The sequence below is a fragment of the Kitasatospora sp. NPDC057692 genome (genome assembly GCF_042799475.1).
In the GTDB taxonomy this organism is placed as follows: Bacteria; Actinomycetota; Actinomycetes; order Streptomycetales; family Streptomycetaceae; genus Kitasatospora.
Genome location: NZ_JBHVIV010000010.1, coordinates 62,688 through 85,436 on the forward strand (window position 1 = coordinate 62,688; position 22,749 = coordinate 85,436).

26 protein-coding genes and 2 pseudogenes are annotated in these 22,749 nt (G+C 75.8%); 16 read left to right on the forward strand and 12 right to left on the reverse strand.

What is annotated here, in order from left to right:
* Nucleotide 1: 1 nt before the first annotated feature.
* Nucleotides 2-907, reverse strand: coding sequence for a Rieske 2Fe-2S domain-containing protein (locus ACFVFS_RS08705; protein WP_380621633.1), 906 nt, complete (start codon nucleotides 905-907; stop codon nucleotides 2-4).
* Nucleotides 908-1,049: 142 nt separating this feature from the next.
* On the opposite strand from ACFVFS_RS08705, the gene ACFVFS_RS08710 reads away from it, so the two are divergent.
* Together ACFVFS_RS08710 and ACFVFS_RS08715 are read left to right on the forward strand one after the other, a co-directional pair.
* Nucleotides 1,050-2,000, forward strand: coding sequence for a DUF5133 domain-containing protein (locus ACFVFS_RS08710; RefSeq protein WP_380621635.1), 951 nt, complete (start codon nucleotides 1,050-1,052; stop codon nucleotides 1,998-2,000).
* 86 nt (nucleotides 2,001-2,086) lie between these two features.
* A complete protein-coding gene (locus tag ACFVFS_RS08715) occupies nucleotides 2,087-2,323 on the forward strand; it encodes a DUF6296 family protein (RefSeq protein ID WP_380621637.1) in 237 nt (78 codons plus the stop codon).
* Nucleotides 2,324-2,381: 58 nt separating this feature from the next.
* On the opposite strand, the gene ACFVFS_RS08720 is transcribed toward ACFVFS_RS08715, so the two are convergent.
* On the reverse strand, nucleotides 2,382-2,606 hold the full coding sequence (locus ACFVFS_RS08720) for a hypothetical protein (protein ID WP_350565655.1): 225 nt from the start codon (nucleotides 2,604-2,606) through the stop codon (nucleotides 2,382-2,384).
* Between the two features lie 182 nt (nucleotides 2,607-2,788).
* Here ACFVFS_RS08720 and ACFVFS_RS08725 point away from each other — a divergent pair, with 182 nt between their 5' ends.
* The 4 genes from ACFVFS_RS08725 to ACFVFS_RS08740 all read left to right on the forward strand — a co-directional run bounded on the left by ACFVFS_RS08725 (nucleotide 2,789) and on the right by ACFVFS_RS08740 (nucleotide 5,300).
* On the forward strand, nucleotides 2,789-3,247 hold the full coding sequence (locus tag ACFVFS_RS08725; protein WP_380621639.1) for an SRPBCC family protein: 459 nt from the start codon (nucleotides 2,789-2,791) through the stop codon (nucleotides 3,245-3,247).
* 124 nt (nucleotides 3,248-3,371) lie between these two features.
* The gene (locus tag ACFVFS_RS08730; RefSeq protein WP_380621640.1) at nucleotides 3,372-3,800 is read left to right on the forward strand and encodes a hypothetical protein; all 429 of its coding nucleotides are present in this window, start codon (nucleotides 3,372-3,374) and stop codon (nucleotides 3,798-3,800) included.
* Nucleotides 3,801-4,161: 361 nt separating this feature from the next.
* Entirely contained in the window at nucleotides 4,162-4,767 is a 606-nt protein-coding gene (locus tag ACFVFS_RS08735) for a type 1 glutamine amidotransferase domain-containing protein (RefSeq protein ID WP_380621642.1), read from the forward strand.
* Between the two features lie 5 nt (nucleotides 4,768-4,772).
* Entirely contained in the window at nucleotides 4,773-5,300 is a 528-nt protein-coding gene (locus tag ACFVFS_RS08740) for a hypothetical protein (protein ID WP_380621644.1), read from the forward strand.
* 245 nt (nucleotides 5,301-5,545) lie between these two features.
* On the opposite strand, the gene ACFVFS_RS08745 is transcribed toward ACFVFS_RS08740, so the two are convergent.
* The gene (locus tag ACFVFS_RS08745) at nucleotides 5,546-5,713 is read right to left on the reverse strand and encodes a hydrophobic protein (protein ID WP_380621646.1); all 168 of its coding nucleotides are present in this window, start codon (nucleotides 5,711-5,713) and stop codon (nucleotides 5,546-5,548) included.
* Nucleotides 5,714-5,863: 150 nt separating this feature from the next.
* Between ACFVFS_RS08745 and ACFVFS_RS08750 the strand changes: the two genes are divergently transcribed.
* The 4 genes from ACFVFS_RS08750 to ACFVFS_RS08765 all read left to right on the forward strand — a co-directional run bounded on the left by ACFVFS_RS08750 (nucleotide 5,864) and on the right by ACFVFS_RS08765 (nucleotide 8,266).
* Complete coding sequence (locus ACFVFS_RS08750) at nucleotides 5,864-6,415, forward strand: hemerythrin domain-containing protein (protein ID WP_380621648.1); 552 nt, start codon at nucleotides 5,864-5,866, stop codon at nucleotides 6,413-6,415.
* Nucleotides 6,416-6,480: 65 nt separating this feature from the next.
* On the forward strand, nucleotides 6,481-6,717 hold the full coding sequence (locus tag ACFVFS_RS08755) for a hypothetical protein (protein WP_380621650.1): 237 nt from the start codon (nucleotides 6,481-6,483) through the stop codon (nucleotides 6,715-6,717).
* Nucleotides 6,714-7,190 (forward strand): Clp protease N-terminal domain-containing protein, encoded by a 477-nt coding sequence (locus ACFVFS_RS08760; protein WP_380621651.1) that lies wholly within the window; start codon nucleotides 6,714-6,716, stop codon nucleotides 7,188-7,190. The genes ACFVFS_RS08755 and ACFVFS_RS08760 overlap by 4 nt, the downstream gene beginning before the upstream one ends.
* Before the next feature lie 68 nt (nucleotides 7,191-7,258).
* Nucleotides 7,259-8,266 (forward strand): serine hydrolase domain-containing protein, encoded by a 1,008-nt coding sequence (locus ACFVFS_RS08765; RefSeq protein WP_380621653.1) that lies wholly within the window; start codon nucleotides 7,259-7,261, stop codon nucleotides 8,264-8,266.
* A 330-nt stretch (nucleotides 8,267-8,596) separates the two neighbouring features.
* Here the strand turns inward: ACFVFS_RS08765 and ACFVFS_RS08770 are convergent, their stop codons facing one another.
* From ACFVFS_RS08770 to ACFVFS_RS08790, 5 genes are all read right to left on the reverse strand, one after another.
* A complete protein-coding gene (locus tag ACFVFS_RS08770; RefSeq protein WP_380621655.1) occupies nucleotides 8,597-8,836 on the reverse strand; it encodes a hypothetical protein in 240 nt (79 codons plus the stop codon).
* Nucleotides 8,837-8,865: 29 nt separating this feature from the next.
* On the reverse strand, nucleotides 8,866-9,039 hold the full coding sequence (locus ACFVFS_RS08775) for a CsbD family protein (protein ID WP_380621657.1): 174 nt from the start codon (nucleotides 9,037-9,039) through the stop codon (nucleotides 8,866-8,868).
* Between the two features lie 78 nt (nucleotides 9,040-9,117).
* Nucleotides 9,118-10,251, reverse strand: a complete 1,134-nt coding sequence (locus ACFVFS_RS08780) for a YbdK family carboxylate-amine ligase (RefSeq protein ID WP_380621659.1) — start codon at nucleotides 10,249-10,251, stop codon at nucleotides 9,118-9,120.
* A complete protein-coding gene (locus tag ACFVFS_RS08785) occupies nucleotides 10,248-11,036 on the reverse strand; it encodes an SDR family oxidoreductase (protein ID WP_380621661.1) in 789 nt (262 codons plus the stop codon). The genes ACFVFS_RS08780 and ACFVFS_RS08785 overlap by 4 nt, the downstream gene beginning before the upstream one ends.
* Nucleotides 11,037-11,091: 55 nt before the next feature.
* Entirely contained in the window at nucleotides 11,092-11,643 is a 552-nt protein-coding gene (locus ACFVFS_RS08790; RefSeq protein WP_380621663.1) for a DUF6328 family protein, read from the reverse strand.
* A gap of 268 nt (nucleotides 11,644-11,911) precedes the next feature.
* Here ACFVFS_RS08790 and ACFVFS_RS08795 point away from each other — a divergent pair, with 268 nt between their 5' ends.
* A complete protein-coding gene (locus ACFVFS_RS08795; protein WP_380621665.1) occupies nucleotides 11,912-12,352 on the forward strand; it encodes an STAS domain-containing protein in 441 nt (146 codons plus the stop codon).
* A gap of 9 nt (nucleotides 12,353-12,361) precedes the next feature.
* Complete coding sequence (locus ACFVFS_RS08800; RefSeq protein WP_380621667.1) at nucleotides 12,362-12,844, forward strand: ATP-binding protein; 483 nt, start codon at nucleotides 12,362-12,364, stop codon at nucleotides 12,842-12,844.
* A gap of 263 nt (nucleotides 12,845-13,107) precedes the next feature.
* Here ACFVFS_RS08800 and ACFVFS_RS08805 read toward each other — a convergent pair.
* A pseudogene (locus tag ACFVFS_RS08805) lies at nucleotides 13,108-13,432 on the reverse strand (plasmid stabilization protein).
* A 214-nt stretch (nucleotides 13,433-13,646) separates the two neighbouring features.
* Here ACFVFS_RS08805 and ACFVFS_RS08810 point away from each other — a divergent pair.
* The 4 genes from ACFVFS_RS08810 to ACFVFS_RS08825 all read left to right on the forward strand — a co-directional run bounded on the left by ACFVFS_RS08810 (nucleotide 13,647) and on the right by ACFVFS_RS08825 (nucleotide 21,083).
* Nucleotides 13,647-17,510, forward strand: a complete 3,864-nt coding sequence (locus ACFVFS_RS08810) for a HAMP domain-containing protein (protein ID WP_380621669.1) — start codon at nucleotides 13,647-13,649, stop codon at nucleotides 17,508-17,510.
* Complete coding sequence (locus ACFVFS_RS08815) at nucleotides 17,510-19,981, forward strand: SpoIIE family protein phosphatase (RefSeq protein ID WP_380621671.1); 2,472 nt, start codon at nucleotides 17,510-17,512, stop codon at nucleotides 19,979-19,981. Before ACFVFS_RS08810 ends, ACFVFS_RS08815 begins: the two co-directional genes overlap by 1 nt.
* A gap of 78 nt (nucleotides 19,982-20,059) precedes the next feature.
* Nucleotides 20,060-20,581 carry a hypothetical protein gene (locus ACFVFS_RS08820; protein ID WP_380621673.1) on the forward strand — a complete coding sequence of 174 codons (522 nt, stop codon included), beginning with the start codon at nucleotides 20,060-20,062 and terminating at the stop codon, nucleotides 20,579-20,581.
* 58 nt (nucleotides 20,582-20,639) lie between these two features.
* Nucleotides 20,640-21,083 carry an ATP-binding protein gene (locus ACFVFS_RS08825; protein ID WP_380621675.1) on the forward strand — a complete coding sequence of 148 codons (444 nt, stop codon included), beginning with the start codon at nucleotides 20,640-20,642 and terminating at the stop codon, nucleotides 21,081-21,083.
* Between the two features lie 153 nt (nucleotides 21,084-21,236).
* Here ACFVFS_RS08825 and ACFVFS_RS08830 read toward each other — a convergent pair whose 3' ends face one another.
* From ACFVFS_RS08830 to ACFVFS_RS08840, 3 genes and pseudogenes are all read right to left on the reverse strand, one after another.
* Nucleotides 21,237-21,788: a YceI family protein gene (locus ACFVFS_RS08830; RefSeq protein ID WP_380621677.1), complete on the reverse strand. Its 552-nt coding sequence runs from the start codon at nucleotides 21,786-21,788 to the stop codon at nucleotides 21,237-21,239.
* A 27-nt stretch (nucleotides 21,789-21,815) separates the two neighbouring features.
* Nucleotides 21,816-22,129, reverse strand: a pseudogene (locus tag ACFVFS_RS08835) (glycoside hydrolase family 15 protein); the annotation flags it as partial.
* 173 nt (nucleotides 22,130-22,302) lie between these two features.
* On the reverse strand, nucleotides 22,303-22,710 hold the full coding sequence (locus tag ACFVFS_RS08840; protein ID WP_380621679.1) for a nuclear transport factor 2 family protein: 408 nt from the start codon (nucleotides 22,708-22,710) through the stop codon (nucleotides 22,303-22,305).
* Between the last annotated feature and the right edge of the window lie 39 nt (nucleotides 22,711-22,749).

Consider the following 22,749-nt stretch of genomic DNA (forward strand, 5'->3'; position numbering starts at 1 on the left):
GTCATCGCACTCCGGGCATCCGGATCTCCAGGTGGCCGGAGAGCACCCGGGCCTGGAGCACGGGCTGCGGCGCGGTGGCCGGACCGCGCGCGACCTCGCCGTCGCGCAGCCGGAACTCGCTCCCGTGCCACGGACAGCGCAGGCACCCGTCCACCACGGTGCCCTCGGACAGCGGGCCGGACAGGTGCGCGCAGCGCTCCGCGAGGACGTGCCAGCCTCCCTGCCCGTCGTGCACCACGACCACCGCCAGCCCGTCGACCGCACGGCGCACCGGTTCGCCCGGCGGGAAGTCCTCGACCGGCCCCACGGCGACCCAGTCCGGCGGCGCCAGCCGCTGCACGGCAGCCGCCCGGTTCGGGCCCGCGGCCTGCCGGTAGGACAGCTGGCCGCCGAGCACGCCGCCGACCGACACGGCCGTCAGGCCGGCCAGGCCGAGCAGCCGGCCCTTCAGCCGCCGGTGGCGGCAGCGGGCCAGCAGGGAGCCCGCGAACAGCAGGACGCCGACGTTGTTGGCGGCGGCGTGCACCAGACCGGTGCGCCGCCGGGGCGGGTCCAGCCGCGCCCAGTCCGCCCAGCCCGCCACGGCGGCGGGCCCGGCCGCCGCCAGCCCGGCGGCGACCAGGACGCCCGCGGCCCGCCGGTTGCCGGGCAGGGTGTCCAGGATCTCCGCCGAGATCCAGCAGCCGAGCGGCAGCTGGACCAGGGCCGGGTGCAGCGGATGGCCGAGCCAGACACCGTGCAGCAGATCGCGGTAGCGGCCGAGCGGCAGGCCGTTCAACGCGTCGGCCAGCGGCGCGGCGGGGCGGTCCAGGAAGCGCCAGCCGGCCGGTGCGTCCAGCGCGTCGCGCAGCCACCGGGAGCACGGCCGGGACCGCGGGAGGTCGGGGGAGGGGGAGGAAGTGTCCATACCCGGCGGCTTGCCGACCGGCGCCCGGGCAAACCCGCGACCCGCCGTCCGGCCGGGGCGCCCGCTCGGCGACTCTCCGTCGCGTCACGATGACGGTACGTGTCCGCGTGGGCATACTGTGCGACAGGATCGGGAGGTGGCCATGGCCATGGTGGATGTCGCCGAACTGCGGCGGCTGGTCGCCGAGCACGACGCCCTGGCCGGGGACCGCTCGCCCGACGCCCGGCAGCGGCTGCGGGACATCGGGTACACCATCGGCGTCTACACCGGGGAGCCGGACGCGGTCCGCGCGCTGGCGCGGGCCCGGGGACTGCTCGACGCGGGCCACAGCGGCCACGACGGCCATCCGGGTGCCCCCGCCACCTCGGGCCGGCCGACGACCCCGGCCGACGCGCTCCCGGACGCCCTGCTGGCGGAGCTCGGTGAGCTGGCCGCCCGCGAACAGGGGCGGTCGCGGTCCTTCTCGACCCTCGGCGACGTGCTCCACCTCGCCCGGGTGGCGCTGCCCGACTGCGCGGGGGCGGCGGTGAGCACCTGGCACGACGAGGGGTCGGTGCACACCCTGGCGGCGGGATCGCCGCAGCTCCTGGCGCTGGAACGGGCGCAGGGCGAGGCCGGGGCCGGGCCGCTGTCACGGACCAGGGCGCAGGGGGAGGGGCACGTCGTGGTCCGGATCGAGCAGGGTCGGCCGGGGCGGTTCACCGACCGGGCCCGCCGCTGCGGCATCCGCACCGTGGTCGCGGCCCACCTGAGGACCCACCCGCACGGATGCACGGCCTTCAGCGCCTACCTGCACGCCCCGGAGGAGCCCGGAGCCCCGGTCCTGCGGCTGATCGCGGCGCTCGCCCTCCAGGCGTCGATCGCCCTGGACCGCTCGGCCCTGGCCCGGACGGTGGCCGACCTGCTGGACCGGCGGCACACCACGGGGCTGGCCATGGGGGTGGTGATGGAACGGTACGGGGTCGCCCCGCACACCGCGCTCATGCTGCTCGCCCAGGTGGCCCAGCGGCTGGACACCGACCTCGGCACGGTGGCCCGGCGGCTGGCCGACCGCGACCGGCCGGGCGCCCGCACCCCGTCCGACCCGGGCTGACCCGTCCCGGGGGACGGCTCCGAGGTGCGGTCCCGCCCGTCGTGCGGACAATCGACAGGCGGGGGCCGAACCGAAGGAGGCGGGCCATGATCGACCCGTACCGTCGCTACGCGGTGACCTTGCCGGTCACGACCCGGGGACACGCGCCGCCCGCCGTCGTCGTCGTCCACCGCACCGGCGCCTTCGGGCCGGGCGGCAACCCCGTGTGGGCGAGTGCCGACGGCGGTCTCCGGGTGGAGATCGCCGGCCGGGTGGCCGCCGTCCTGGCCGCGCCCCCCGGAAGTGCCCGGCACCCCTGTCTGGACGCCGTACCGCTGCCCTGAGCGCGCGTACGCATACCGGCGGGGGCGTGCACCGTCCGGTGCGCGCCCCCGCCGCACGTCATCGGGCGGCCGCCGCCATCGTCTCGCGCACCGTGACCAGGCACGGATCGCAGTAGCGGTCGGGCACCCCGGCCGGCCCGTCCAGGCCGTTCGGGACCACCCGGCGGGACAGCTCCAGCAGCTGCCCGCAAAGCGCCGTTGACGCATCGTCCTTCGACACCACGTGCCACACCAGGCCCGACGGCTCCACCGCCGGATCGGACTCGGCCCACATCTCGTACACGACTGCCTCCCGGAGCAGGGGATCGGGCTTCCCATGCAATCCCGGGCGGCGCCGGTCGGCCACCGGGTGGCACCCACTGGGACGGTTCTTCGGTGACCAGGGGGGTTACCGGCGCCGAGACCGGGCAGGCGCGCGGTCGAGGCCGGGACGGGCCCGGCCCGAGACCCGCAGGGAGGCACCGGATGAGCATGGTCAAGGAGTCGGTCGACGTCGACGTGCCGCTGCACGACGCGTACAACCAGTGGACGCTGTTCGAGGAGTTCCCCCGGTTCATGGAGGGCGTCGACGCGGTGACCCAGCTGGACGACCGCCACAACCACTGGCGGACCAGTATCGGCGGGGTCAGCCGTGAGTTCGACACCGAGATCGTCGACCAGCTGCCGGACGAGCGGATCGCCTGGCGGACCGTCGACGGCGAGGTGGACCAGAAGGGCGTCGTCAGCTTCCACCGCATCGACGAGGCGCACACCCGGGTCAGCCTGGCCATCGACTACCGGCCCGAGGGGATGGCCGAGAGGGCCGGATCCGCCCTCGGCATGGTCGACCGGCGGGTCAAGGGCGACCTGCGGCGGTTCAAGGACTTCATGGAGGAACGGGGCCGGGCCGAAGGCGGCTGGCGCGGCCGCGTCACCCCGGGTTGAGGCCGGAGCGGTCCCCGCGACGACGGCGGGCTCGGCCGTTCCGCGGTCTTCGGCGTGTCCACCCGCTCCCGCCGTCCGCACCGGGGGGCGATTGCCCCGGCGCCCGCCGGGTAGGCGCGCGGACGTGGAGCACTACGAACCCCCGGAGGGCGGCGGACCCGGCGCGTACGGCGCGGCGGGGTACGACCTGTGCGACGAGTGCGGCCTGGTCGTCCTCGGCGATGAACTGCTCGGCGCGCTCGTCCCGGACTCCTCCGCCGTCCACGTCTTCGACCCCGAGCTCGACGGTCGGCGGGTCGTCACCGCCTGCTCGGCCGAGCACCTCGCCGCGCTGATCGAGGTCTACCGCAACCGCCCGTTCGTCCACGAGGAGCAGTGGGCGGCCAAGGTCTGCCGCACGCTCGCCGAGCACGACGAACCGGTGCCGCTCAGCATGGTCGCCGCGCTGAGCGGCCTCTCCGAGCACCAGGCGCAGTGCGGCGTGGACTGGCACAACGCCCGCGCCCGCGAATGGCGCGCCCGCTACGGCGACGGCGACCCCGACACGTCCTGAGGCGCCGCACCCCCGGCGGCCGGCGGCTCGGGACCGTCGCCCTCCCGGGCCTCCGCCGGGCCGTCCTCCGGGTCTCCACTCCCGTGCCGAGGTACGGGCCCGGGATCCGGGTCCCGCCTCGGGACCCCCTCCGGCCGCCCGGCCGCCTGGTTCACCCTGACGGCCCATGAGCGTCGTCTGGCACTCACCACTGCCTCCCTCGACTCCATCGGCGGGCCCAGCGCCCACCGGTGGCCGGCCGCTACCCGGTGCCGTGGCCGCCCACACCCGTAGCCCGCCGCGGTCCACCGTCCGGCGCGTGTGCCGAGCGCCGTCCCGGGTACCCGCCCGCACCGGGAACCGGCCGACCAGGAGGAGAACCATGACCCGCGACAGCAAGGCCCTGGCCATCGTGACCAACTACGGCGTGGAGCAGGACGAACTCCTCGTCCCGCTGCGCCATCTGCGCGACGACGGCGTCCAGGTCGACATCGCGGCCGTCGAAGCCGAGGACATCCGCACCCTGGTCGGGGACGAGGACCCCGGCGAGACGGTACGTCCCACCCACACCCTCGGCGAGGTCGACGCCGCCGACTACGACCTGCTGCTGATCCCCGGCGGCACGATCAACGCCGACACCCTGCGGCTCCAGGAGGAGGCCGTCGGGCTGGTGCGCGCCTTCAGTGCCACCGGCCGCCCGATCGCCGCCATCTGCCACGGTCCCTGGCTGCTCGCCGAGGCCGGCGTGGCCGACGGCAAGCGGCTGACCTCGTACCCGTCGCTCCGCACCGACCTCACCAACGCGGGCGCCCAGTGGAAGGACGAGCCGCTGGTCGAGGACGACACCGGTGGCTGGCACCTGATCACCTCCCGCAACCCGGGCGACCTCGGACCGTTCACCCGGGGCATCGACGCGGCCCTGCGGAGCGCCCCCTCGGGTCCGGGGCGCCCGGGCCCTCGACAGGAGCCGGGTCCTGGCCGACACTGATCGGCGTGGGGGACAGTGCGCTGTGGGTGGCGGCTTTGACCGGTGGGACGGCTGTGTTCGCGAGCTGGGTCACCACTCTGGGGAACGTGCGGGCCGCGCGGGTCCAGGCCGAGGCGTCGGTGCAGGCCCAGCACCGGGAACGGGTGCGGGAGCTGCGGCGGGCCGGGTACCTGGAGGTGATGGACCGCGCCCACGCCACGGGTGAGCTGTACCGCAGGGTCGGGGACGCGTTCCATCAGATTCCGGAGCCGGCCGCGCAACTGGCACGTCTGGAGCACCTGCGCTCCGAGTTGCGCGAAGCCTTCGACCCGCTGACGCGCAGCGTACGGATCGTCGTGCTGGAGGGGCCGCCGGCGACGGCCGAGGCCGCTCAGGCGGTGCTCGACGCGGCACGGGAGGCGAACCGGTGCCTGTGGCGGGTGACGTGTGACGGCGCGGATGCGCGCGCCGGGTTCGAGGGGGCGCAGGGCGCCTACCTGGAGGCGCTGGGGCGGTTCGTCGACGCGGCGCGCGCGGCGACCGCGGCCTCCTGACCACGGAGGCCGCGGCCGGGCAGGCTACGCGTCGCCCCCGACGGCCCGTTGGGCGCCCACCCGGGCGAAGTGCGGGAAGTCGGCCGCGGTGAGGGCCGACAGGCCCGCCCGGTCCGGCGGGCGACTGCCGTAGGGGCGCCGACGCCGCCCAGGCAGGCGGGGAGCACGGCCAGGTGCCGCCGAGCGGCTGCTCGCCGTCCGGCTCGTAGGCCGCGCGCTCGCGCCGCAGGAGGGCCCCGGGTGGGTCACCATCGGTACCACCGGTTTCCGCCGGCGCGGCCGCCGGCCCGGAACACGAAGCCGAGCAGCCAGAGCACCAGGACGATCAGCGCGATCCACCAGAGCGCGTGGACGGCGAAGCCCACACCGCCGAGGATCAGCGCCAGCAGCAGGACGAGGGCGAGGACGAGCATCGGGTACCGCCTTTCATCGGCCGGATCATCAGTCGGACCTGGCGTGTGCCCGGTCGGGCGCCGTCCATGCGTGCCACCGCCCGGTCCGGGTAGCCGCCCGTGCGGGCCGCCGGAGCGCCCGGCCGGTCCCCGTCGCGGAAGGAGGCCGTCATGCACCGTGACGCAGACCTGCTGGAGGAGCTCACCGCCGACCACCGGGTGGTGCGCACCCACTTCAGCGAGATGCAGGGCATGCCGCTCGGCGACCCGGCCCGCGGCGAGCTGGCCGCCGTGATCGTCGACGAACTGGTCCGCCACACCGTCGCGGAGGAGCGGCACCTGTACCCGCTGGCCCGTGAGCGGCTGGCCGACGGCCCCGCGGTGGTGGACCGGGAGCTCGCCGACCACCGGGGCGTGGAGGTACTGCTGGAGGAGCTGCGGCTGAGCGACGCCGGCACCAACCGCTTCGACCGCCTGGTGGCGCAGGTGGGCGAGGAGGTGACCCGGCACGCCGGCGACGAGGAGGCCCGGCTCTTCCCCGCCCTGCGCGCCGTCACCACGCCGGAGGAACTGCGCGACCTCGGCGAGCGGGCCCGTGGGACGAAGTCCCGCTCCACCGGACGCCCCCGCCACCGACCCCCGACGAGTCGGCCGGCCGACCGCCTGCCCCCGCCCGAACGCACCCCCGCCCAGCGCCTGCGCGCCTTCCTGACCCCGGGCTGACCGCGGCCCGTCCCTGATAGGCAACTCTAGTTGACTATTCTCGTTAGTCAACTAGAGTTGCTTGCATGTCCGTCGCAGAGAACCCCCTTCCTCCGGATCCCGCGGACAGCCTGGCGGCCGTCGTGGCGCTGCGGCGCCTCGCCGACCAGCTGGAGAACGCCGCCGTCGAGCAGGCGATGCGGGCGGGCTGGAGCTGGCCGCAGGTCTCCGAGGCACTCGGCGTGACCCGCCAGGCGGTCCACAAGAAACACGCCAAGCGGCTGATCGCCGCCGGAGTCGAGCTGAGGAGGCGCGGCGATTGAGCGCGTTCGACAAGTACCTGCACGGGGTCGTCGTGCGGGCGATGAGGGAAGCCCGGGAGGACGGGTCGGCGACGATCGACGCCCATCACCTCCTGCTGTCCCTGGCGGCGGATCGGGGATCCACCGCACAGCGGGTCCTGGCCTCGGCCGGGCTCGACCGGGACGCCGTCCGCGCGGCGCTGGACCGGGAGTTCGAGCACAGCCTGAGCCTGATCGGGGTGTCCCCGGCGGCCAACGACCTGCCCAGGCCGAGCCCCGCGACTCAGGAGCCGGCGCTGGGCGCGTCGGCCAGGCTCGCACTCGACCGGAGCTTCGCCACCGCCCGGAAGAAGGACCTGCGGTCGGCGCACCTGCTGCTCGGGATCCTGGAGGCCCGCATCGGCACCGTGCCGCGCGCACTCGCCCTGGCCGGGGTCGACCGGGCCGAACTGGCGGACCGCGCCGGGCGGACGCTCGACGGCGGGGACCGGTGACCGCCGGGTCCGCGCCGGCCACGGGAGCCGGGCGCCACGGGGCCGCTCAACACGTCCTCGACCGGGCCGTGACGCAGGGCGGTCTGCCGGGGATCCTCGCCGAGGTCCGCGACGGCGAGCGGTCGTGGTTCGGGACGGCGGGAGCGGCCGACACCGGGACGGGCCGCCCGCGCTCGCGGCAGGACCGGTTCCGCATCGGCAGCATCAGCAAGACGTTCGTGGCGACCGTGCTGCTGCAACTGGCCGCCGAGGGCCGGCTGGGCCTGGACGACACGGTGGAGCGGTGGCTCCCCGGGGTGATGGGCGGCTCGGGCGCCAGTCTGAGGATGCTGCTCCAGCACACCAGCGGGATCTTCAACTACACCGACGACCAGGAGGCGCTCAACCGCCGCCCGACGCACTCCCCGGAGTCGCTGCTGCGGATCGCTCTGGCCCACCCGCCCGTCTTCGCGCCGGGCACGGGCTGGGCGTACTCCAACACCAACTACGTCCTGGCCGGCATGATCGCCGAACGGGCCGCCGGCCGCGGACTCGCCGAGGAGATCGATGCGCGGATCGCCCGCCCGCTCGGCCTGACGGGCACGTACCTGCCGCCGGCCGGCGACCCGGCGATCCGGGGGCCGCACGCCCGGCACTACACCAGGCTGTTCCGCACCGACCCCGGAGCCCCGGTCCACGACGCGACCGAGTTCGAGCCCTCGGTCTTCTGGGCGGCGGGCGGCATGATCTCCACCGCGGGAGACCTCAACCGCTTCCTCGGCGCCCTGCTGGGCGGACGGCTCCTGCCGCCCGATGGGCTGCGCGAGATGCTGACCACCGTGCCCACCCGCGACTGGATCGCCGATGCGGAGTACGGCCTCGGCCTCTCCTCGGTGCGGCTGCCCGGTGGGGAGACGGTCTGGGGCATGGGGGGCGCGCTCTTCGGATCGTGGACCTACGCCTACGGGGCCCGCGACGGCAGACACCTGGTCGCCGTCAACGTCAACGGCGACTGGACCGACGACGGGTGGGACGACCCCATCGGCGTCTTCACCGACCTGCTCCGGGCGGAGTTCGGCCGCTGCGGCGGCACCTGACGCACCCCGCCCGACGCACCCCGCGGGCCGCCCGGCTCCGGTCACCGCTGGGCGGCGAGGACCAGGATCAGGGCTGCCAGGCCGAGCGTCAGCCGGGCCGCGTAGTCGCCGAGCAGCCCCGGGTGCGGGCGGCGCAGCGGCAGCACGACGGCGCGGTGGAGGCGGCCCGGGCCGGCGCGGCCCCAGGTGTACCGCCGCGCGGGCGTGGCGGTCCCGCGCGCAACGCCGTCCGGTGCGCGATCACCGGGGCGGGACCACCCGTTCGCCGCAGGCCGGGCGGGAAGCTGTGATCATCCCACCGGCCTGCGGCGAACGGTGTGCGGGAGCGGGTCAGTCCGGCGGTTCCTGCGGCCGCGGCTCACCGGTGGGCCGGTCGGGCGGGGGCTCACGCTTCGGCTCCCCGGCCTCGGGGCCGGTCCGCGCGTACTCGGGGCCGTCCGGCGGGCCCTTGTCCTCCTCGCGCGCCGGCGGGGGACCTCCCTCGCCGGTCATCCGCGACTCGGGCGTCTCGGTCCGCACGGGTGGATCCGGAGTCCTGCGGGTGCGGTCGTCCGGGTCGGTCATGGTCATCACCCACTTCCGGTGCGTCGCCCGCGGCGTCAGTCCTTGCCCGCGTCCTTGATCTTCTCGGCGGCCTGCTTGAGGTCGCTCTTCATCTGGGTGCCGCGCCCCTTGGCCTCCATCGTCCGGTCGCCGGTGGCGCGGCCGGCGGCCTCCTTGGCCTTGCCGCGGGCCTTCTCGGCCATGTTGCGGATCTTGTCGTCGGTCGCCATGGTGTTCGCCTCCGTTTCGACGGTGGCGGGCCGGTGCCCGCCCGGGGCGCGTCTGCCCAGGAGCGGGCGCTCCATGCATCAGCCGGACGGGTGAACGGAGGCCGTCAGCCGGGCCAGGTCGTCGACCACGTCCTCCGGGCGCCCGCGCCGCCGGAGGGAGCGGCGCTGGCGGTCGGCGCCGCTGCCCAGCCGGCGCAGCCGGTCCAGCCCGGCCTCGACGGCGGCGAGGTCGCCGGCGGCGGCCAGCCCCGGCGCGGCCCGCTCCAGCAGCCGGTCCACCAGGTCGGGCATCGGCACCGGCCACCCGGTGAACGGGTCGATGCCCTCGCCCACCGGGCCGGTCATGGCCGCCCGGCGGTGGGCGGCCGACAGCCGGCCGTGCGGCACGGCGGGCGGAGGCATTCCGGCCCGGGCCTCGTCGAGCAGCACGGCGCCCAGGCCGCGCAGCAGCCCGGCCAGCAGCACCACGGTCCCCAGGTCGGCGTTGGCGTCGGCGACCCGCACCTCCAGCGTCGGCAGGTGCTCGGAGGGGCGGGAGTACCAGTAGATCATCCGGCGGTCGAGCAGGGTCCCGCGGGCGACCAGGGCGTCGGCGCGCCGCTCGTAGCCCCGCTCGTCCACCAGCGGGGCCGCGCCGACGGTGGGCCAGCGCGACCAGCGGACGTCCCGCCAGCTGGCGAACCCGCTGTCCCGGCCGTGGTCGAACGGGGAGTTGACGGTGAGGGCCTGGAACACCGGCAGCCACGGCCGCAGCCGGTTGCCGAGCGCCAGCGCCAGGCCGCGCTCGAAGCTGCCCAGGTGGACGTGGCAGCCGCACAGCGCCCCGGCGTTGTCGGCGGCCGCCGCCGGGTAGCGGGCCGCGACCAGGTGGTAGCGCGGATTGTCGGTGAGCAGGGCCGGCTCCGGACCCACCAGCACCGGCGTCCCCCCGGAGACCAGCAGGCAGCCCGCGTCGGCGGCCGCGGCCACCAGGACGGCGCGCAGCCGGGCGAGGTCGTCGGCCAGCTCCTTGAGCCGCAGCGCGGGTCGGGAGGAGGTCTCCACCTGGACCTGGAAGATCTCCGGCTGGACCTGGTCGTCCAGCACCGCGGCGGCCGCCGCCAGGACCCGCGGCCCGCAGGCGACCGGCAGCCGGGTGCGGCGGTCGACCAGCAGGAACTCCTCCTCCACCCCGACGGTGGGCACCGTCCTCGGGGTCGGGTGCGCGGTCACGGCCCGCTCCGCCGCGGACCGCGGGTCGGCGCGGCGCCGACCGCCGTGCCCGGCAGCCCGGCGGCGGCCGCCGGCGCGAGCGGGCCGTGGTGCTGGGAGGCCCACAGCTGGGGGCTGCGCCCGTGCGCCTCGTCGTCGAAGCGGCCGCGCACGCCGTGGTCGACGGTGTCGTCGACCGGCGTCCACCGGTCGAACTGCGGGGTGTTGACGGCCGGCAGCCGCACCATGGTGACCCGCACGCCCGAGTCGGCGGCGAGCAGTTCGCAGCGCGGTGCCTCGTGCCGGCCCTGGACGGCGTGCTTGGCGCCGCTGTAGGCGCTCTGCAGCGGGATGCCCCGGTAGGCGATGGCCGAGCCGACCTGGACGACGGTGCCCCGGTCACGGGGCAGCATCCGGTGCAGCGCGGCGCGGGTGCCGTTCACGTACCCAAGGTAGGTGACCTCGGTGACCCGGCGAAACTCGGCGGGGGTGATGTCCGCGAAGGGCGCGAACACCCCCGTGAAGGCGTCGTTGACCCAGACGTCGATCGGGCCGAACTCCTCCTCGGCCCGGGCCGCGGCGGCCTCGCAGGCCTCGGGGCCGGCGACGTCGGCCGGGACGACCAGGGCCCGGGCACCCGCCGAACCGGCTTCGGCGGCCGCGGCGTGCAGCCCGGCCCGGCCGCGCCCGGCGAGCACCGGCCGGTCGCCGCGGGCGGCGAACTCCCGTGCGCAGGCGCGGCCGACCCCGGCCCCGGCCCCCGTGACGACGACGGTGCGTTGCGGCGGATGGCGATGAGTCCTCATGCCGGGCGTGTTGCCGCCCGAGCGGGGGAGAAACGTTCCCCGGTGCCGCGGCGGCTCAGTCCGCCGGGGGGCGCCTTCCACGGCCCTTGCGCCGCTCTCCCCGGCCGTAGTGGCGGCGCAGCTGGATCACCGGCAGGAACAGCCAGCAGCAGACGAAGTAGGCCATCACCGCGGCCGTGATCAAGGCGGCCGGCGCGCCGTCGAGGGCCTCCCGCAGCAGCAGGAGCAGTGCCGAGCCGATGGTGAGGGCCAGCAGCACCAGCCCGATCGCGACCAGCCGCGCGGCGGCGTCGACCAGCTCCGGCTTGAGCCGGCGGCCGGCGAAGAGCCGGTGGTAGGAGACCGGCGCGGCGAGCGAACCCGTCGCCAGCGCGCCCAGGACCACGGTGACGACGTACAGATTCCGGTCGAATTGCTCCAATTGGGCGAAGCGCGGCATGAAGACGACGCTCAGCAGGAAGCCGAACAGGACCTGGGAGCCGGTCTGCGCGACCCGGACCTCCTGGAGCAGATCGCTCCAGCGCCGGTCCGCGCGCTCCTCCGGCGACTCCTGCCGCCCGCTGCGGTCCGGGGCGGGGCCCTCCCGCCCGGTCGCTCCCGGCGCCATCCGGCCCACCTCCGTCCTGTCCGTCGCACCCCTCCCGCGCGGTCGCCGCGCACCCCCTCCGGATCATCCTCCGGGCGCGCCCGCCCCGCGTGTAGCCGGACCGCCGCCGGGCAAACGCGAACCGTGGACGACACGACCCGGACGCCCCCCGGATGCGCGGTACGGGACCGCGGACCCGCTGCTCCCCGGCATCCGCGCGGACCGACCGCCCGCGCGGCATCATGGTCTGTGCGGCACGACGCCGTTCCTACCGGACCGGGAGCCAGCCATGCACCACTCCGCCGGGGGCACGGGGGACACCGGGCGCGGGGCGGGGGACCCGGACCGCAGGCCCCCCGACGCCTACCGGCCGGGGGAGCTGCGGATCACGGTGCGCCGCGAAGGGCCGGTGCGGATCGTCGCCGTGGGGGGAGAACTGGACCACGACTCGGCCGACGGGCTGCGCACCGTGCTGGCCGGGCCCCGGGAGGACGGCCTCGCCCGGATCCTGGTCGACGTCGCCGACCTGCGCTTCTGCGACTCCACCGGCCTGAACATCCTGCTGCAGGCCCGGCAGGACGCCGAGCTGGCCGGCGTCCGGCTGGAGGTCGCCGGGCCGCGCCCCGCCGTGCTGCGGCTGTTCGCCGTCACCGGGGCGGACACCGTGCTGCGGATCCACCCCGACGTCGCGTCCGCGCTGGCGGCGGACCGCGGCCCGGCCGGCCCGTGAGGGGCCGTGATGACCGGCCCTGAACCCGCTCCGGATCCGGACGAGACCCGCCGGCTGACGTTGAACGGCACCCGGGGGGCGGTGCAGCGGTCGCGCGAGTTCAGCCGCCGGGCGCTCCTCGACTGGCACTGGCTGGAGGTCGACGGCGAGCACTGGCCCGACGAGGAGCAGATGGCCGTCTTCGAGGACGTCCTGCTGATGGTCTCCGAACTCGTCACCAACGCCTGCCTGCACGCACCCGGCGGCCCGCGCGAACTGCGGCTGCGCTGGGACACCCTGCGGCTGCGGGTCGAGGTCAGCGACGCCAGCCCGGTACCGCCGCGGCTGCGCCCGTCCGCCGATCCGGGGCGGCCGGGCGGGCACGGGCTGCGCGTGGTGGACCGGCTCGCCCGTGCCTGGGGCTCGCGGCCCGAGGGCGCGGGCAAGTCGGTCTGGCTGGAGGTGCGCTCGCCGCTGGACCACCGCGGGCCGACCGGTGCCCGGGGCCGTTGAGCCCCGGGCACCGGTCGGGCGTCGCGGCACGTCGGGCGTCGCGGCACGCGCTCAGCGGGCCGGCCGCGGTTCGGTCGGCGGCCCCGGGTCGGGGTCCGGCGGCGGGAACGGCGGCACCGGGGGCGGCGCCGGGTCGGGCTCGGGCCCGGGCAGGGGATTCGGAGGGGGATGCGGGTACGGATGGGGGAACGGCTCGGTGTCCGGATGGCCGGGCGGCGGGACGGTCGGAACAGTCATGGCGCACCTCACGGTGGTCGGCGGCCTCAGTGGCCGAGCGCGTGGGAGAGTTCGCGCTTGTTCATCGTGGAGCGCCCCTTGATGCCGCGCTGCCCGGCCCCGTTGTCCAGCTGGTCGTAGGTGGGCCCGCCGGCGCCCCGGTGGCGAGCGCTGCCCGCCGCGCCGGCCGGAGGAGACGTCGTGGGTGGAACCGCGGCCGGCGGTCCTGGGCCCGCCGTGCCGGGCGCGTTCCTCGTCGACCGTCCGGGCGGCGATCTCCTCGGCCCGCCGCCCGCTCTCGCCGCGGTCCAGCGCCCTGTCCTTGATGTGCTCGTACTGGTGCTCCCGCCCGGGGCTCGATCCTCGGGGCATGGCGGTGCTCCTTTCGGGTTCCCCGTCCTCGCCGACCGCGCCTACCCGGTCGGCGGGCGGCGAACCACGACTTTCGGCGGTCGCGGCCCGACCTCCCGTGTGTCCCCGCCGCGCGACGGTGGCACAGTGGGAGGCGGGGCGGCGCCGCCGCTCCCGACGGCCGGTGCCGCCCGTCGGGCGATCCGGCCGTGCGGTCGATCCGGACGGTGGACGGATGGACGAGCAGCGGGCGCCGGACACGGTGCCGGACAGCGCGCCGGACGCCGTAGCCGTCCGCGCGGACCAGCCCGAGCAGGTCCTGCGGCAGCTGCTGGCGGGGCTGACGGCGGTGCGCGACGGCGACTTCCGCACCCGGCTGGGCCCCGACCTGCCGGGCGTCCCGGGCGAGATCGCGGCCGTCTTCAACGGCATGGCGGAACAGCTCGACCGGGTGACCTCCGAGGTGACCCGGGTGGCCCGGGAGGTCGGCAGCGAGGGCCGGCTCGGCGGCCAGGCCCACGTCCCCGGCGCGGCCGGGACGTGGCTGGACCTCACCGACGCCGTCAACGCGATGGCCGGCGACCTCACCCGGCAGCTGCGCAACATCGCCCAGGTGACCACGGCGGTGGCCCGCGGCGACCTCACCCAGAAGATCGAGGTCGACGCGCGCGGCGAGCTGCTGGAACTCAAGAACACCGTCAACACGATGGTCGGCCAGCTCTCGGCGTTCGCCGACGAGGTGACCCGGGTGGCCCGGGAGGTCGGCAGCGAGGGCCGGCTCGGCGGCCAGGCCGACGTCCGCGACGTCTCCGGCACCTGGCGCGACCTCACCGAGTCGGTCAACGTGATGGCGGACAACCTCACCGCCCAGGTCCGCGCCATCGCCGAGGTCACCACGGCGGTCGCCGGGGGCGACCTCACCCAGAAGATCCGGGTCGACGCGCGGGGCGAGATCCTGCTGCTCAAGGAGACCATCAACACGATGGTCGACCAGCTCTCGGCGTTCGCCGACGAGGTGACCCGGGTGGCCCGGGAGGTCGGCACCGAGGGCAACCTCGGCGGCCAGGCCACCGTCCGGGGCGTCTCGGGCACCTGGAAGGGCCTGACCGACAAGGTCAACGTGATGGCCTCCAACCTCACCGGCCAGGTCCGCTCGATGTCCGAGGTGGCCACCGCCGTCGCCCGCGGCGACCTCTCCCGGAAGATCACCGTGGAGGCCAAGGGCGAGATGGCCGCGCTCGCCGGGGCGATCAACACCATGGTCGACACCCTCTCGGTGTTCGCCGACGAGGTCACCAGGGTGGCGCGCGAGGTCGGCACCGAGGGCACCCTCGGCGGCCAGGCGCGCGTCCCCAACGTCGCCGGGACGTGGAAGGACCTCACCGACAACGTCAACTTCATGGCGCACAACCTCACCAGCCAGGTGCGCAACATCGCCCAGGTGACCACGGCGGTCGCCGAGGGCGACCTCACCCGCAAGATCGACGTGGACGCGCGCGGCGAGATCCTGGAGCTCAAGACCACCGTCAACACCATGGTCGACCAGCTCGGCTCCTTCGCCGACGAGGTGACCCGGGTCGCCCGCGAGGTCGGCACCGAGGGCCGGCTCGGCGGTCAGGCCGAGGTCGAGGGCGTCTCCGGCACCTGGAAGCGGCTCACCGAGAACGTCAACGAGCTCGCCGGGAACCTCACCCGGCAGGTCCGCGCGATCGCCGAGGTCACCAGCGCCGTCGCCGAGGGCGACCTGACCCGCTCGATCACCGTGGACGCCTCCGGCGAGGTCGCCGACCTCAAGGACAACGTCAACTTCATGGTGGAGTCGCTGCGCGAGACCACCCGCGCCAACCAGGAACAGGACTGGCTGAAGACCAACCTCGCCCGCTTCACCGGCACCATGCAGGGCAAGCGCGACATCCGCGCCGTCGCCGAGCTGATCACCGACCGGCTGACCCCGCTGGTCGGCGCCCAGTACGGCGCCTTCTACCTGGCCGAGGAGGACGGCGAGGCCACCGCGCTGGCCCGGATCAGCGCCTACGGCCTGCCCGCCGACGGGGCCGCCCCCGCCCGGGTGCGGCTCGGCGAGTCGCTGGTCGGCCAGGCCGCCCGCACCCGGCGCACCGTCACCGTGGACGACCTGCCGCCGGACTACGCCACCATCGCCTCCGGCGCCGGCGCCACCCACGCCCGCTCGGTGGTGATCCTGCCGATCGCCCTGGAGGAATGGCTGCTCGGCGTCATGGAGTTCGCCTCCGTCCACCCGTTCAGCGCCGTCCACCGCGACTTCCTGGAACAGTTCGCCGAGGCCTGCGGCGTCAACATCGGCACCCTGCTCGCCAACGCCCGCACCGACGAACTGCTCGGCGAGTCCCAGCGGCTCACCGCCGAACTCCAGGCCCGCTCCGAGGAGTTGCAGGACGGCCAGGAGGAGCTGCGCCGCTCCAACGCCGAACTCGCCGAGAAGGCGGGACAGCTCGCCGACCGCAACCGCGACATCGAGGCCAAGAACCTGGAGATCGAACAGGCCCGCCAGGAACTGGAGGAGCGAGCCCGGCAGTTGAGCCTCACCTCGATGTACAAGTCGGAGTTCCTGGCCAACATGAGCCACGAGCTGCGCACCCCGCTCAACAGCCTGCTGATCCTGGCCCAGCTGCTCGCCCAGAACACGGCCGGCAACCTCACCCCCAAACAGGTCGAGTACGCGGGCGTCATCCACTCGGCCGGCTCCGACCTGCTCCAGCTCATCAACGACATCCTCGACCTCTCCAAGGTCGAGGCCGGCAAGATGGACCTCACCCCCGAACCCTTCGCCGTCCAGGACCTGCTGGCCTACGTCGAGTCGGCCTTCAAGCCCCTCGCCGACCAGAAGGACCTCTCCTTCCGGATCGCCGTCTCGGACGGCGTCCCGCCCGAACTCGTCACCGACCAGGCCCGGCTGCGCCAGGTGCTGCGCAACCTGCTGTCGAACGCCATCAAGTTCACCGACGCCGGACGGGTCGACCTGCGCATCGAACGCGTCGACGCCGGCGCGCTGCCCGCCGAACTCGGCCAGGCGGACGCCGCGGTGGCCTTCCACGTCGACGACACCGGCATCGGCATCGACCCCGCCCACCTCGACACCATCTTCGGGGCCTTCCAGCAGGCCGACGGCACCACCGGCCGCCGCTACGGCGGCACCGGGCTGGGCCTGTCCATCAGCCGTGAACTCGCCCGCCTGCTCGGCGGGGCGATCACCGTCCGGTCCACCGCGGGACAGGGCAGCCGCTTCAGCCTCTACCTCCCGCTCGCCCGCCGCGACCGGCCCGCCGCCGTCCCGGCCGCCGGCGCCCGGGTGCTGGTCGTCGAGGCCGACCCGCCCGGCCTGCTCACCCTCCTCGCCCGCACCGCCGCCGAGGCCCACGGCGACGACCCCCCGGCCGGTCTGCGCAGCGCCGGCGACGAGGCCGGACTGCGCGCCGCCATCGCCGACGGCCCCTACCGGTGCGCCGTCGTCGACCTCGCCCACACCGGCGAACTCGCCCCGGTGCTGCTCACCGCCCTCCCCGAGAGCACGCCCGTCCTCGGCTACCACGGCGACGGCGGCCCCACCGCGCGGGTCGGCACCATCGTCGAACGCCTCGAACTCTTCTCCGGGCTCGACGGGCTGCGCGAGCGCCTGATCACCCTGCTCGGCGGCCGCCATCCGGCGGCGGACCCCGGCGCCGCCGCGGTCGACGCCGAGGACCCGCTCGCCGGGCGCACCGTGCTGATCGTCGACGACGACATCCGCAACGTCTTCGCCCTCGCCGCCGCCCTCGAACAGCACGGCCTGACCGTCCTGCACGCGGGCGACGGCCGCGCCGGGCTCGACCTGCTGCGCGGGCACCCCGAGACCGACCTGGTGCTGATGGACGTGATGATGCCCGGCCTCGACGGCTACGCCACCATCGCCGCCATCCGGGCGGACGAGCGCTTCGCCCGCCTGCCGGTCGTCGCCGTCACCGCCAAGGCGATGGCGGGCGACCGGGCCAAGAGCCTCGCGGCCGGCGCCGACGACCACGTCACCAAGCCGGTGGACACCGATCTGCTGCTGGAACGGATGCGGCACTGGCTGGACGTCTGATGAGCGACGATCCGCGCGCCCCCGATCCGCGCGCCCCGGCCACGTCCGGCGCCGGGCCGCTCGACCGCGACGTGCCCGCCTCCGCCGCCGATGCCGCCGATGCCGGTGATGCCGGTGATGCCGGTGACGCGGGGGAGGCCGGGGACGACGTCGCGCGGCAGCTCGCGGGAGCCGTCCGGCGCCTCCAGCACACCGCCGAGCGGATGCGTGCCGAGGAGGGCACCCGGGCACTGGTCGACCTCGCCACCGGGATGCTCGCCGAGCGGCTGACCGTCCCGCCCGCCGAGGCCGCCGCCCGGCTGGCCCGGCTCGCCCAGGAGGCCGGGGTCCCGGTCGTCACCCTCGCCGCCGACCTCGTCGGACGGTCCGCAGAGCCCGGTCGGCCCGGTCCGGCCGGGCCGCGGTCCGGGGACTTCCCCCCACCCGAACCGTCCACACCCCCGGGGGAGGCCGACGTTCCCGCGCCGCCCGTCCGGGCGCTCGCCGCCGTGCCCGACCTGGCCGCCGCCGTCGAGGCCGTCCTGCGCCAGGCCGCCGCGCCGCTCGGCGCCCACGCCGTCCTGGTCTGGCAGCGGCTGCCCGCCGGCGCCCTCGCGCTCGCCGCCCAGGCCGGGCTGCCCGCCGACGAGGCCGAGGCCTGGAGCCGGCTGCCGCCCGGCGTCCCGAGCCCCGCGCACCAGGCCCTGGCCACCGGTGCCCCGCACTGGCCCGACGACGCGGCGCCCGCCGGCCCCTGCGTCGGCGGCGCCGCCACGCCCCGGGCCGTCCTCCCGTTGCTCGACGCCGGCCGCCGGCACGGCGCGCTGGAAGTGCTCTGGCCAGGCCCCCCACCCGCCCTCGGACCCGCGCAGCGCCGCCAGCTGCTGGCCCTCGCCGACCTCTGCGCCACCGTCCTGGGCCACCCCGAACCCGCCGTCGCCCCGGACCGGCAGGCCGAGCTGCTGGAGGGCCTGCTCACCCCCGCCCTGCTGCTCGACCCCGTCCTGCGGGACGGCCGGGCCGTCGACTTCACCATCCTGCGCACCAACCGGGCGTTCCAGGACCCGCTCGGCCGCCCCCGCAGCGGCCTGGACGGCACCTCCCTGCTCGAGGCCTACCCCGTGGCCTGCGCCACCGGCCTGCTCGAACCGCTGCTGCGGACCCACGAGACCGGCCGGACCCGCACCGGCGAACGCCTGCACCTGGTCTTCCAGGGCGGCGGCATCACCCAGCCCACCACCCTGCGGATCTCCGTCGCCCCGCTCGACGGGCGGCTGCTGCTCACCTGGCAGCGCGACGCCGACGAGGCGGGGGAGTCCGAGCAGACCGCACTGCTGCGCCAGGCCCAGCGGCTCGCCCGGGTGGCCGGGTTCGAGGAACGGCCCGCCACCGGCCGGATCCTCTGGAACGCGGGCCTGCCGGAGCTGTTCGGCCTGCCGCCCGGCGCCCCGGCCGTCCCGCTGGCCCGGCTCGACCGGTACGTGCACCCGGACGACGAGCCCGCCGTCCGGCGGCTGCTGGACACCGTCCAGCACCGGCTGCGCACCGCCTCCGCGGTGTTCCGGCTGGTCCGCGCCGACGGCACGCAGCGCTACACCCGGGTGGTGGCCGAACCCGTCCTGGACGCCGACGGGGAGCTGAGCGCCGTGCGCGGCGCCTACCACGACGTGTCGGCGCAGCACTGGACGGAGGTCGCGCTCGGCGCCACCCGGGCGCGGCTGGCCGACAGCGAGCAGGAGTCGGCGGAGCGCGAACAGCTGGCGCTGCGGCTCCAGCAGGCGATCCTGCCCGCCGCGCCGCCGCCGCTCGGCGCCACCGGGCTGCACGCCGCCGTCCGCTACCGCCCCGCGGCCAAGCGCGAGCGGGTCGGCGGCGACTGGTACGACGTCCTGGTGCTGCCCGACGGGCAGGTGCTGCTGGCCGTCGGGGACGTGGCCGGCCACGGCGTCGGCGCGGCCACCGGCATGGTGGCGCTGCGGCACGCGCTGCGGGGCCTGGCCGTCACCGGCGCGGGCCCGGGCCGGCTGCTGGAGTGGGCCAACACGGTGGCCCTGCGCGAGCCGGGTCAGCTGACCGCCACCGCCGTGTGCGCGCTGCTCGGCCCCGGTGACGGCACGCTGCGCTGGGCCCGGGCCGGCCACCTCCCGCCGATCCGGCTCGCCGCGGCCGGGGCCGAGGTGCTGCCGCTGCCGCATGGGGTGCTGCTCGGTGCCATGGCGGACGCCGACTACGAGGAGTACACGGCCCGGCTGGAGCCGGGGGACGTCCTGCTGCTCTACACCGACGGTCTGGTCGAGCGCCGGGACCGCCCCGTCGAGGAGTCCGTCGACCACCTCATCCGGGCCGCCGGCCGGCCCGGCCCCGACCTGGAGCGGTACCTGGACCTGCTGCTGGAGCTGAGCCCGGCCGACACCGACGACGACACCTGCCTGGTGGCCGTCCGGGTCGAACGGGACGGGCGGGCGGGCGGCGGTTCGGACGTCCCGCGTTAGGCCGGGGGCCGCCCGGGTAGGCGCGACCCAGCGGAGGGGATCGGACACCGAGGGGGTACGGACCGAAGGGACACCGCCATGCTGCTGTTCGGACTCCTCCTGGTCGTCGTGACCGGCGCCTTCACCGGGCTGCTGATCGCCGACAACCTGTCCGGCGGGCCGGAGTACCAGGTGACCGTCCTGGGCAACGACCTGGTGACGCTCAACAGCCTGGGCGTCTTCCTCGCCGGACTGGCGCTCGCGCTGCTGTTCTGCCTCGGCCTCGCGCTGATGCGGGCGTCCCGCAGGGCCCGGCCGCTCCGCCGGACGGCCCGGCACGACCGCCGGACCGCCACCGGAACGCCGGCCTCGCGCACCGACGAGCGGATCGCCGACGAGCGCCTGATCGCCGAGCGCCCGAGCGGCGATCGGCCGGTCGACGAGCGCACGACCGCCGGGCGCACGACCGCCGGGCGCACGACCGCCGAGCGGCGACCCGCCGCGCCGGTCGCCGGCGGGACGGTGGGCGACGAGGCGGCGCCGTCCGCACCGGTCGCCGCGGGCCAGGGCGGACGGGCCGCCGGAAGCGGCGGCCGGCTCCGGCACCTCCTCGGCCGCTGACTCCGGCGCCCGGTGGCCGGGTGCCGCCGGGCGCACGGGCGAAGGGAGGAAGGATCGCATGCCCAGGGCCACCCTGCCGGCCCTCACCGACCTCCAGGGAACACCGCGGGTCCTCCGGATCCCGCTGTCGGCCCGGCTCGGCGTCGCCGCCGAGGCCCGGGCCCGCACCGCCGACTGGCTCGACGACACCACCGAGCGGGCCGTCGTCGCGGACGTCGTCCTGCTGGTCTCCGAGCTGATCGGGAACGCGGTCCGGCACGCGGGCGCGCCCGGCGCCCTGCTGCTCGTCCGCGACGCGAGCCTGCTGCGGATCGAGGTGACCGACAGCAGCCCGCGCCCGCCCCGCCCCCGGCCGACCCACCACCCGGCCGACCCCGGCGGCCTCGGGCTCTTCCTCCTCGGCCGCCTGGCCCTTCGCTGGGGCTGGTACCGGAACGGCCCGGGCAAGGCGGTCTGGTGCGAGGTGTTCCTTCCCCCGCCCCGGCCGTCGGCGGCCTGCTGAGCCGGGCTCGGCGGGAAGGGACCGTGCGTGTTCGGTCACCGGTGAGTGTGGCGGGCGGCATCGGCTTCCCGCTGTGCTCGGTGCTCGGCCCGGAACGTCGTCCGACGCCCCGGGCCGGGCGCCCCGTCCCGCCTCGCGGCGGGTCCGTCCGGGCTAGGCCTGCTTGATCGCGGAGATGTCGAACTCCAGGACGACCTTGTCGCTCACCAGCACGCCCCCGCCCTCCAGCACCGCGTTCCAGGTGATGCCGTAGTCCTTGCGGCTGATCGTCACCGAGCCCTCCAGCCCCACCCGCAGGTTGCCGTAGGGGTCGAGGGCGTTGCCGGTGTACTCGAAGTCGATGGTGACCGGGCGGGTGGTCTCCTTGATGGTGAGGTCGCCGGTCACCCGGAACTCGCTGTCGGAGCGCTGCTCGACCGAGGTGCTGCGGAAGGTGATGTCGGGGTAGGTGGGCGCGTCGAGGAAGTCGTTGGTGCGCAGGTGCTGGTCGCGCTGTTCGACGCCGGTCTCGATGCTCTCGGCCTTGATCACCACCTGGCCGGCCGACCGCGCCGGGTCGCCGCCGTCCAGGTGGGCGGTGCCCTCGAAGACCGTGAACGAGCCCCGCACCTTGGTCACCATGGCGTGGCGGGCGACGAATCCGATCCGGGTGTGGGTGGGGTCGAGGACGTAGTCGCCGGTGAGCTCGGCGAGCGAAGCGGACATGCGGGCCTCCGTGGTGGTGTCGTTCCGTCAGGACGGCGGCACGGCCAGGCGGGCCGCGCACTCCAGCATCATCGCGTGAACGAAGGCCTGTGGCAGGTTTCCCCGCAACTCTCGCCCGGCGATGTCGTACTCCTCGGCGAACAGCCCGGCCGAGCCGCAGCAGCCGCGGGAGGCCTCGAACCAGCGGGCGGCCTCGACCGCCTCGCCCTGCTGGTGCAGGGCGAGCGCATCACGAACCCGCACAGCGCGAACGCGCCCTCTGTCTCCGCCGACGGCCGGTCGTCGTGGCGGAAGCGGTAGGCGTAGTGGCCGTCCGTCAGCTCAGTGAGGCAGGCGCGGAGCGCCGGTGGAGACTGTCGGCGAGCGCGCTCCAGCGGGCTGCGCGGGGGTGAACTCCTCACAGGACAGGAAGTGGCCGAACGCGGTCATGGCGGCCTCGGTTCCTGGATCGACGCTTGCACCGACGCGGATAACCGCTCCGGCCGGACCGAAACCCGGACGCCGGGCCGCCCCGTTACTCCGCTCCGGTGACCTCAGGGAAGGAGTGGTGCTCATGGGCGACCACCCAGCGGCCGTCCTGCCGGCGCAGCCCGAAGGTGAGGCGCAGCCGCTGGGCCGGGCGCTCGGCGAGGTCCTGCGGCGTGCCGCAGCGCAGCAGCGCGTGCGCGAAGGCGACATCGGCGCCGGCCGTGACGTCCAGCGACTCGATCGCGAACGCGGCGCCCCGCGCCTGCCACTCGAAGAACGGCGGCCAGACCTCCCGGTAGGCGTCGATGCCCCGGATGCCCTCGTAGGGCGGCGGCACGTCGAACATGACGATGTCCGCCGCGTGGTCCGCGAGCACGCCCGCCAGGTCGCCCCGGTGGACCGCCGCCGCCCACCGCGTGATCAGGGCCCGGATCTGTTCCTCGTCGGTCGTCATGCCCAGGATGCTGCGCCCGGTCCGCCGCGCCCGCAACGC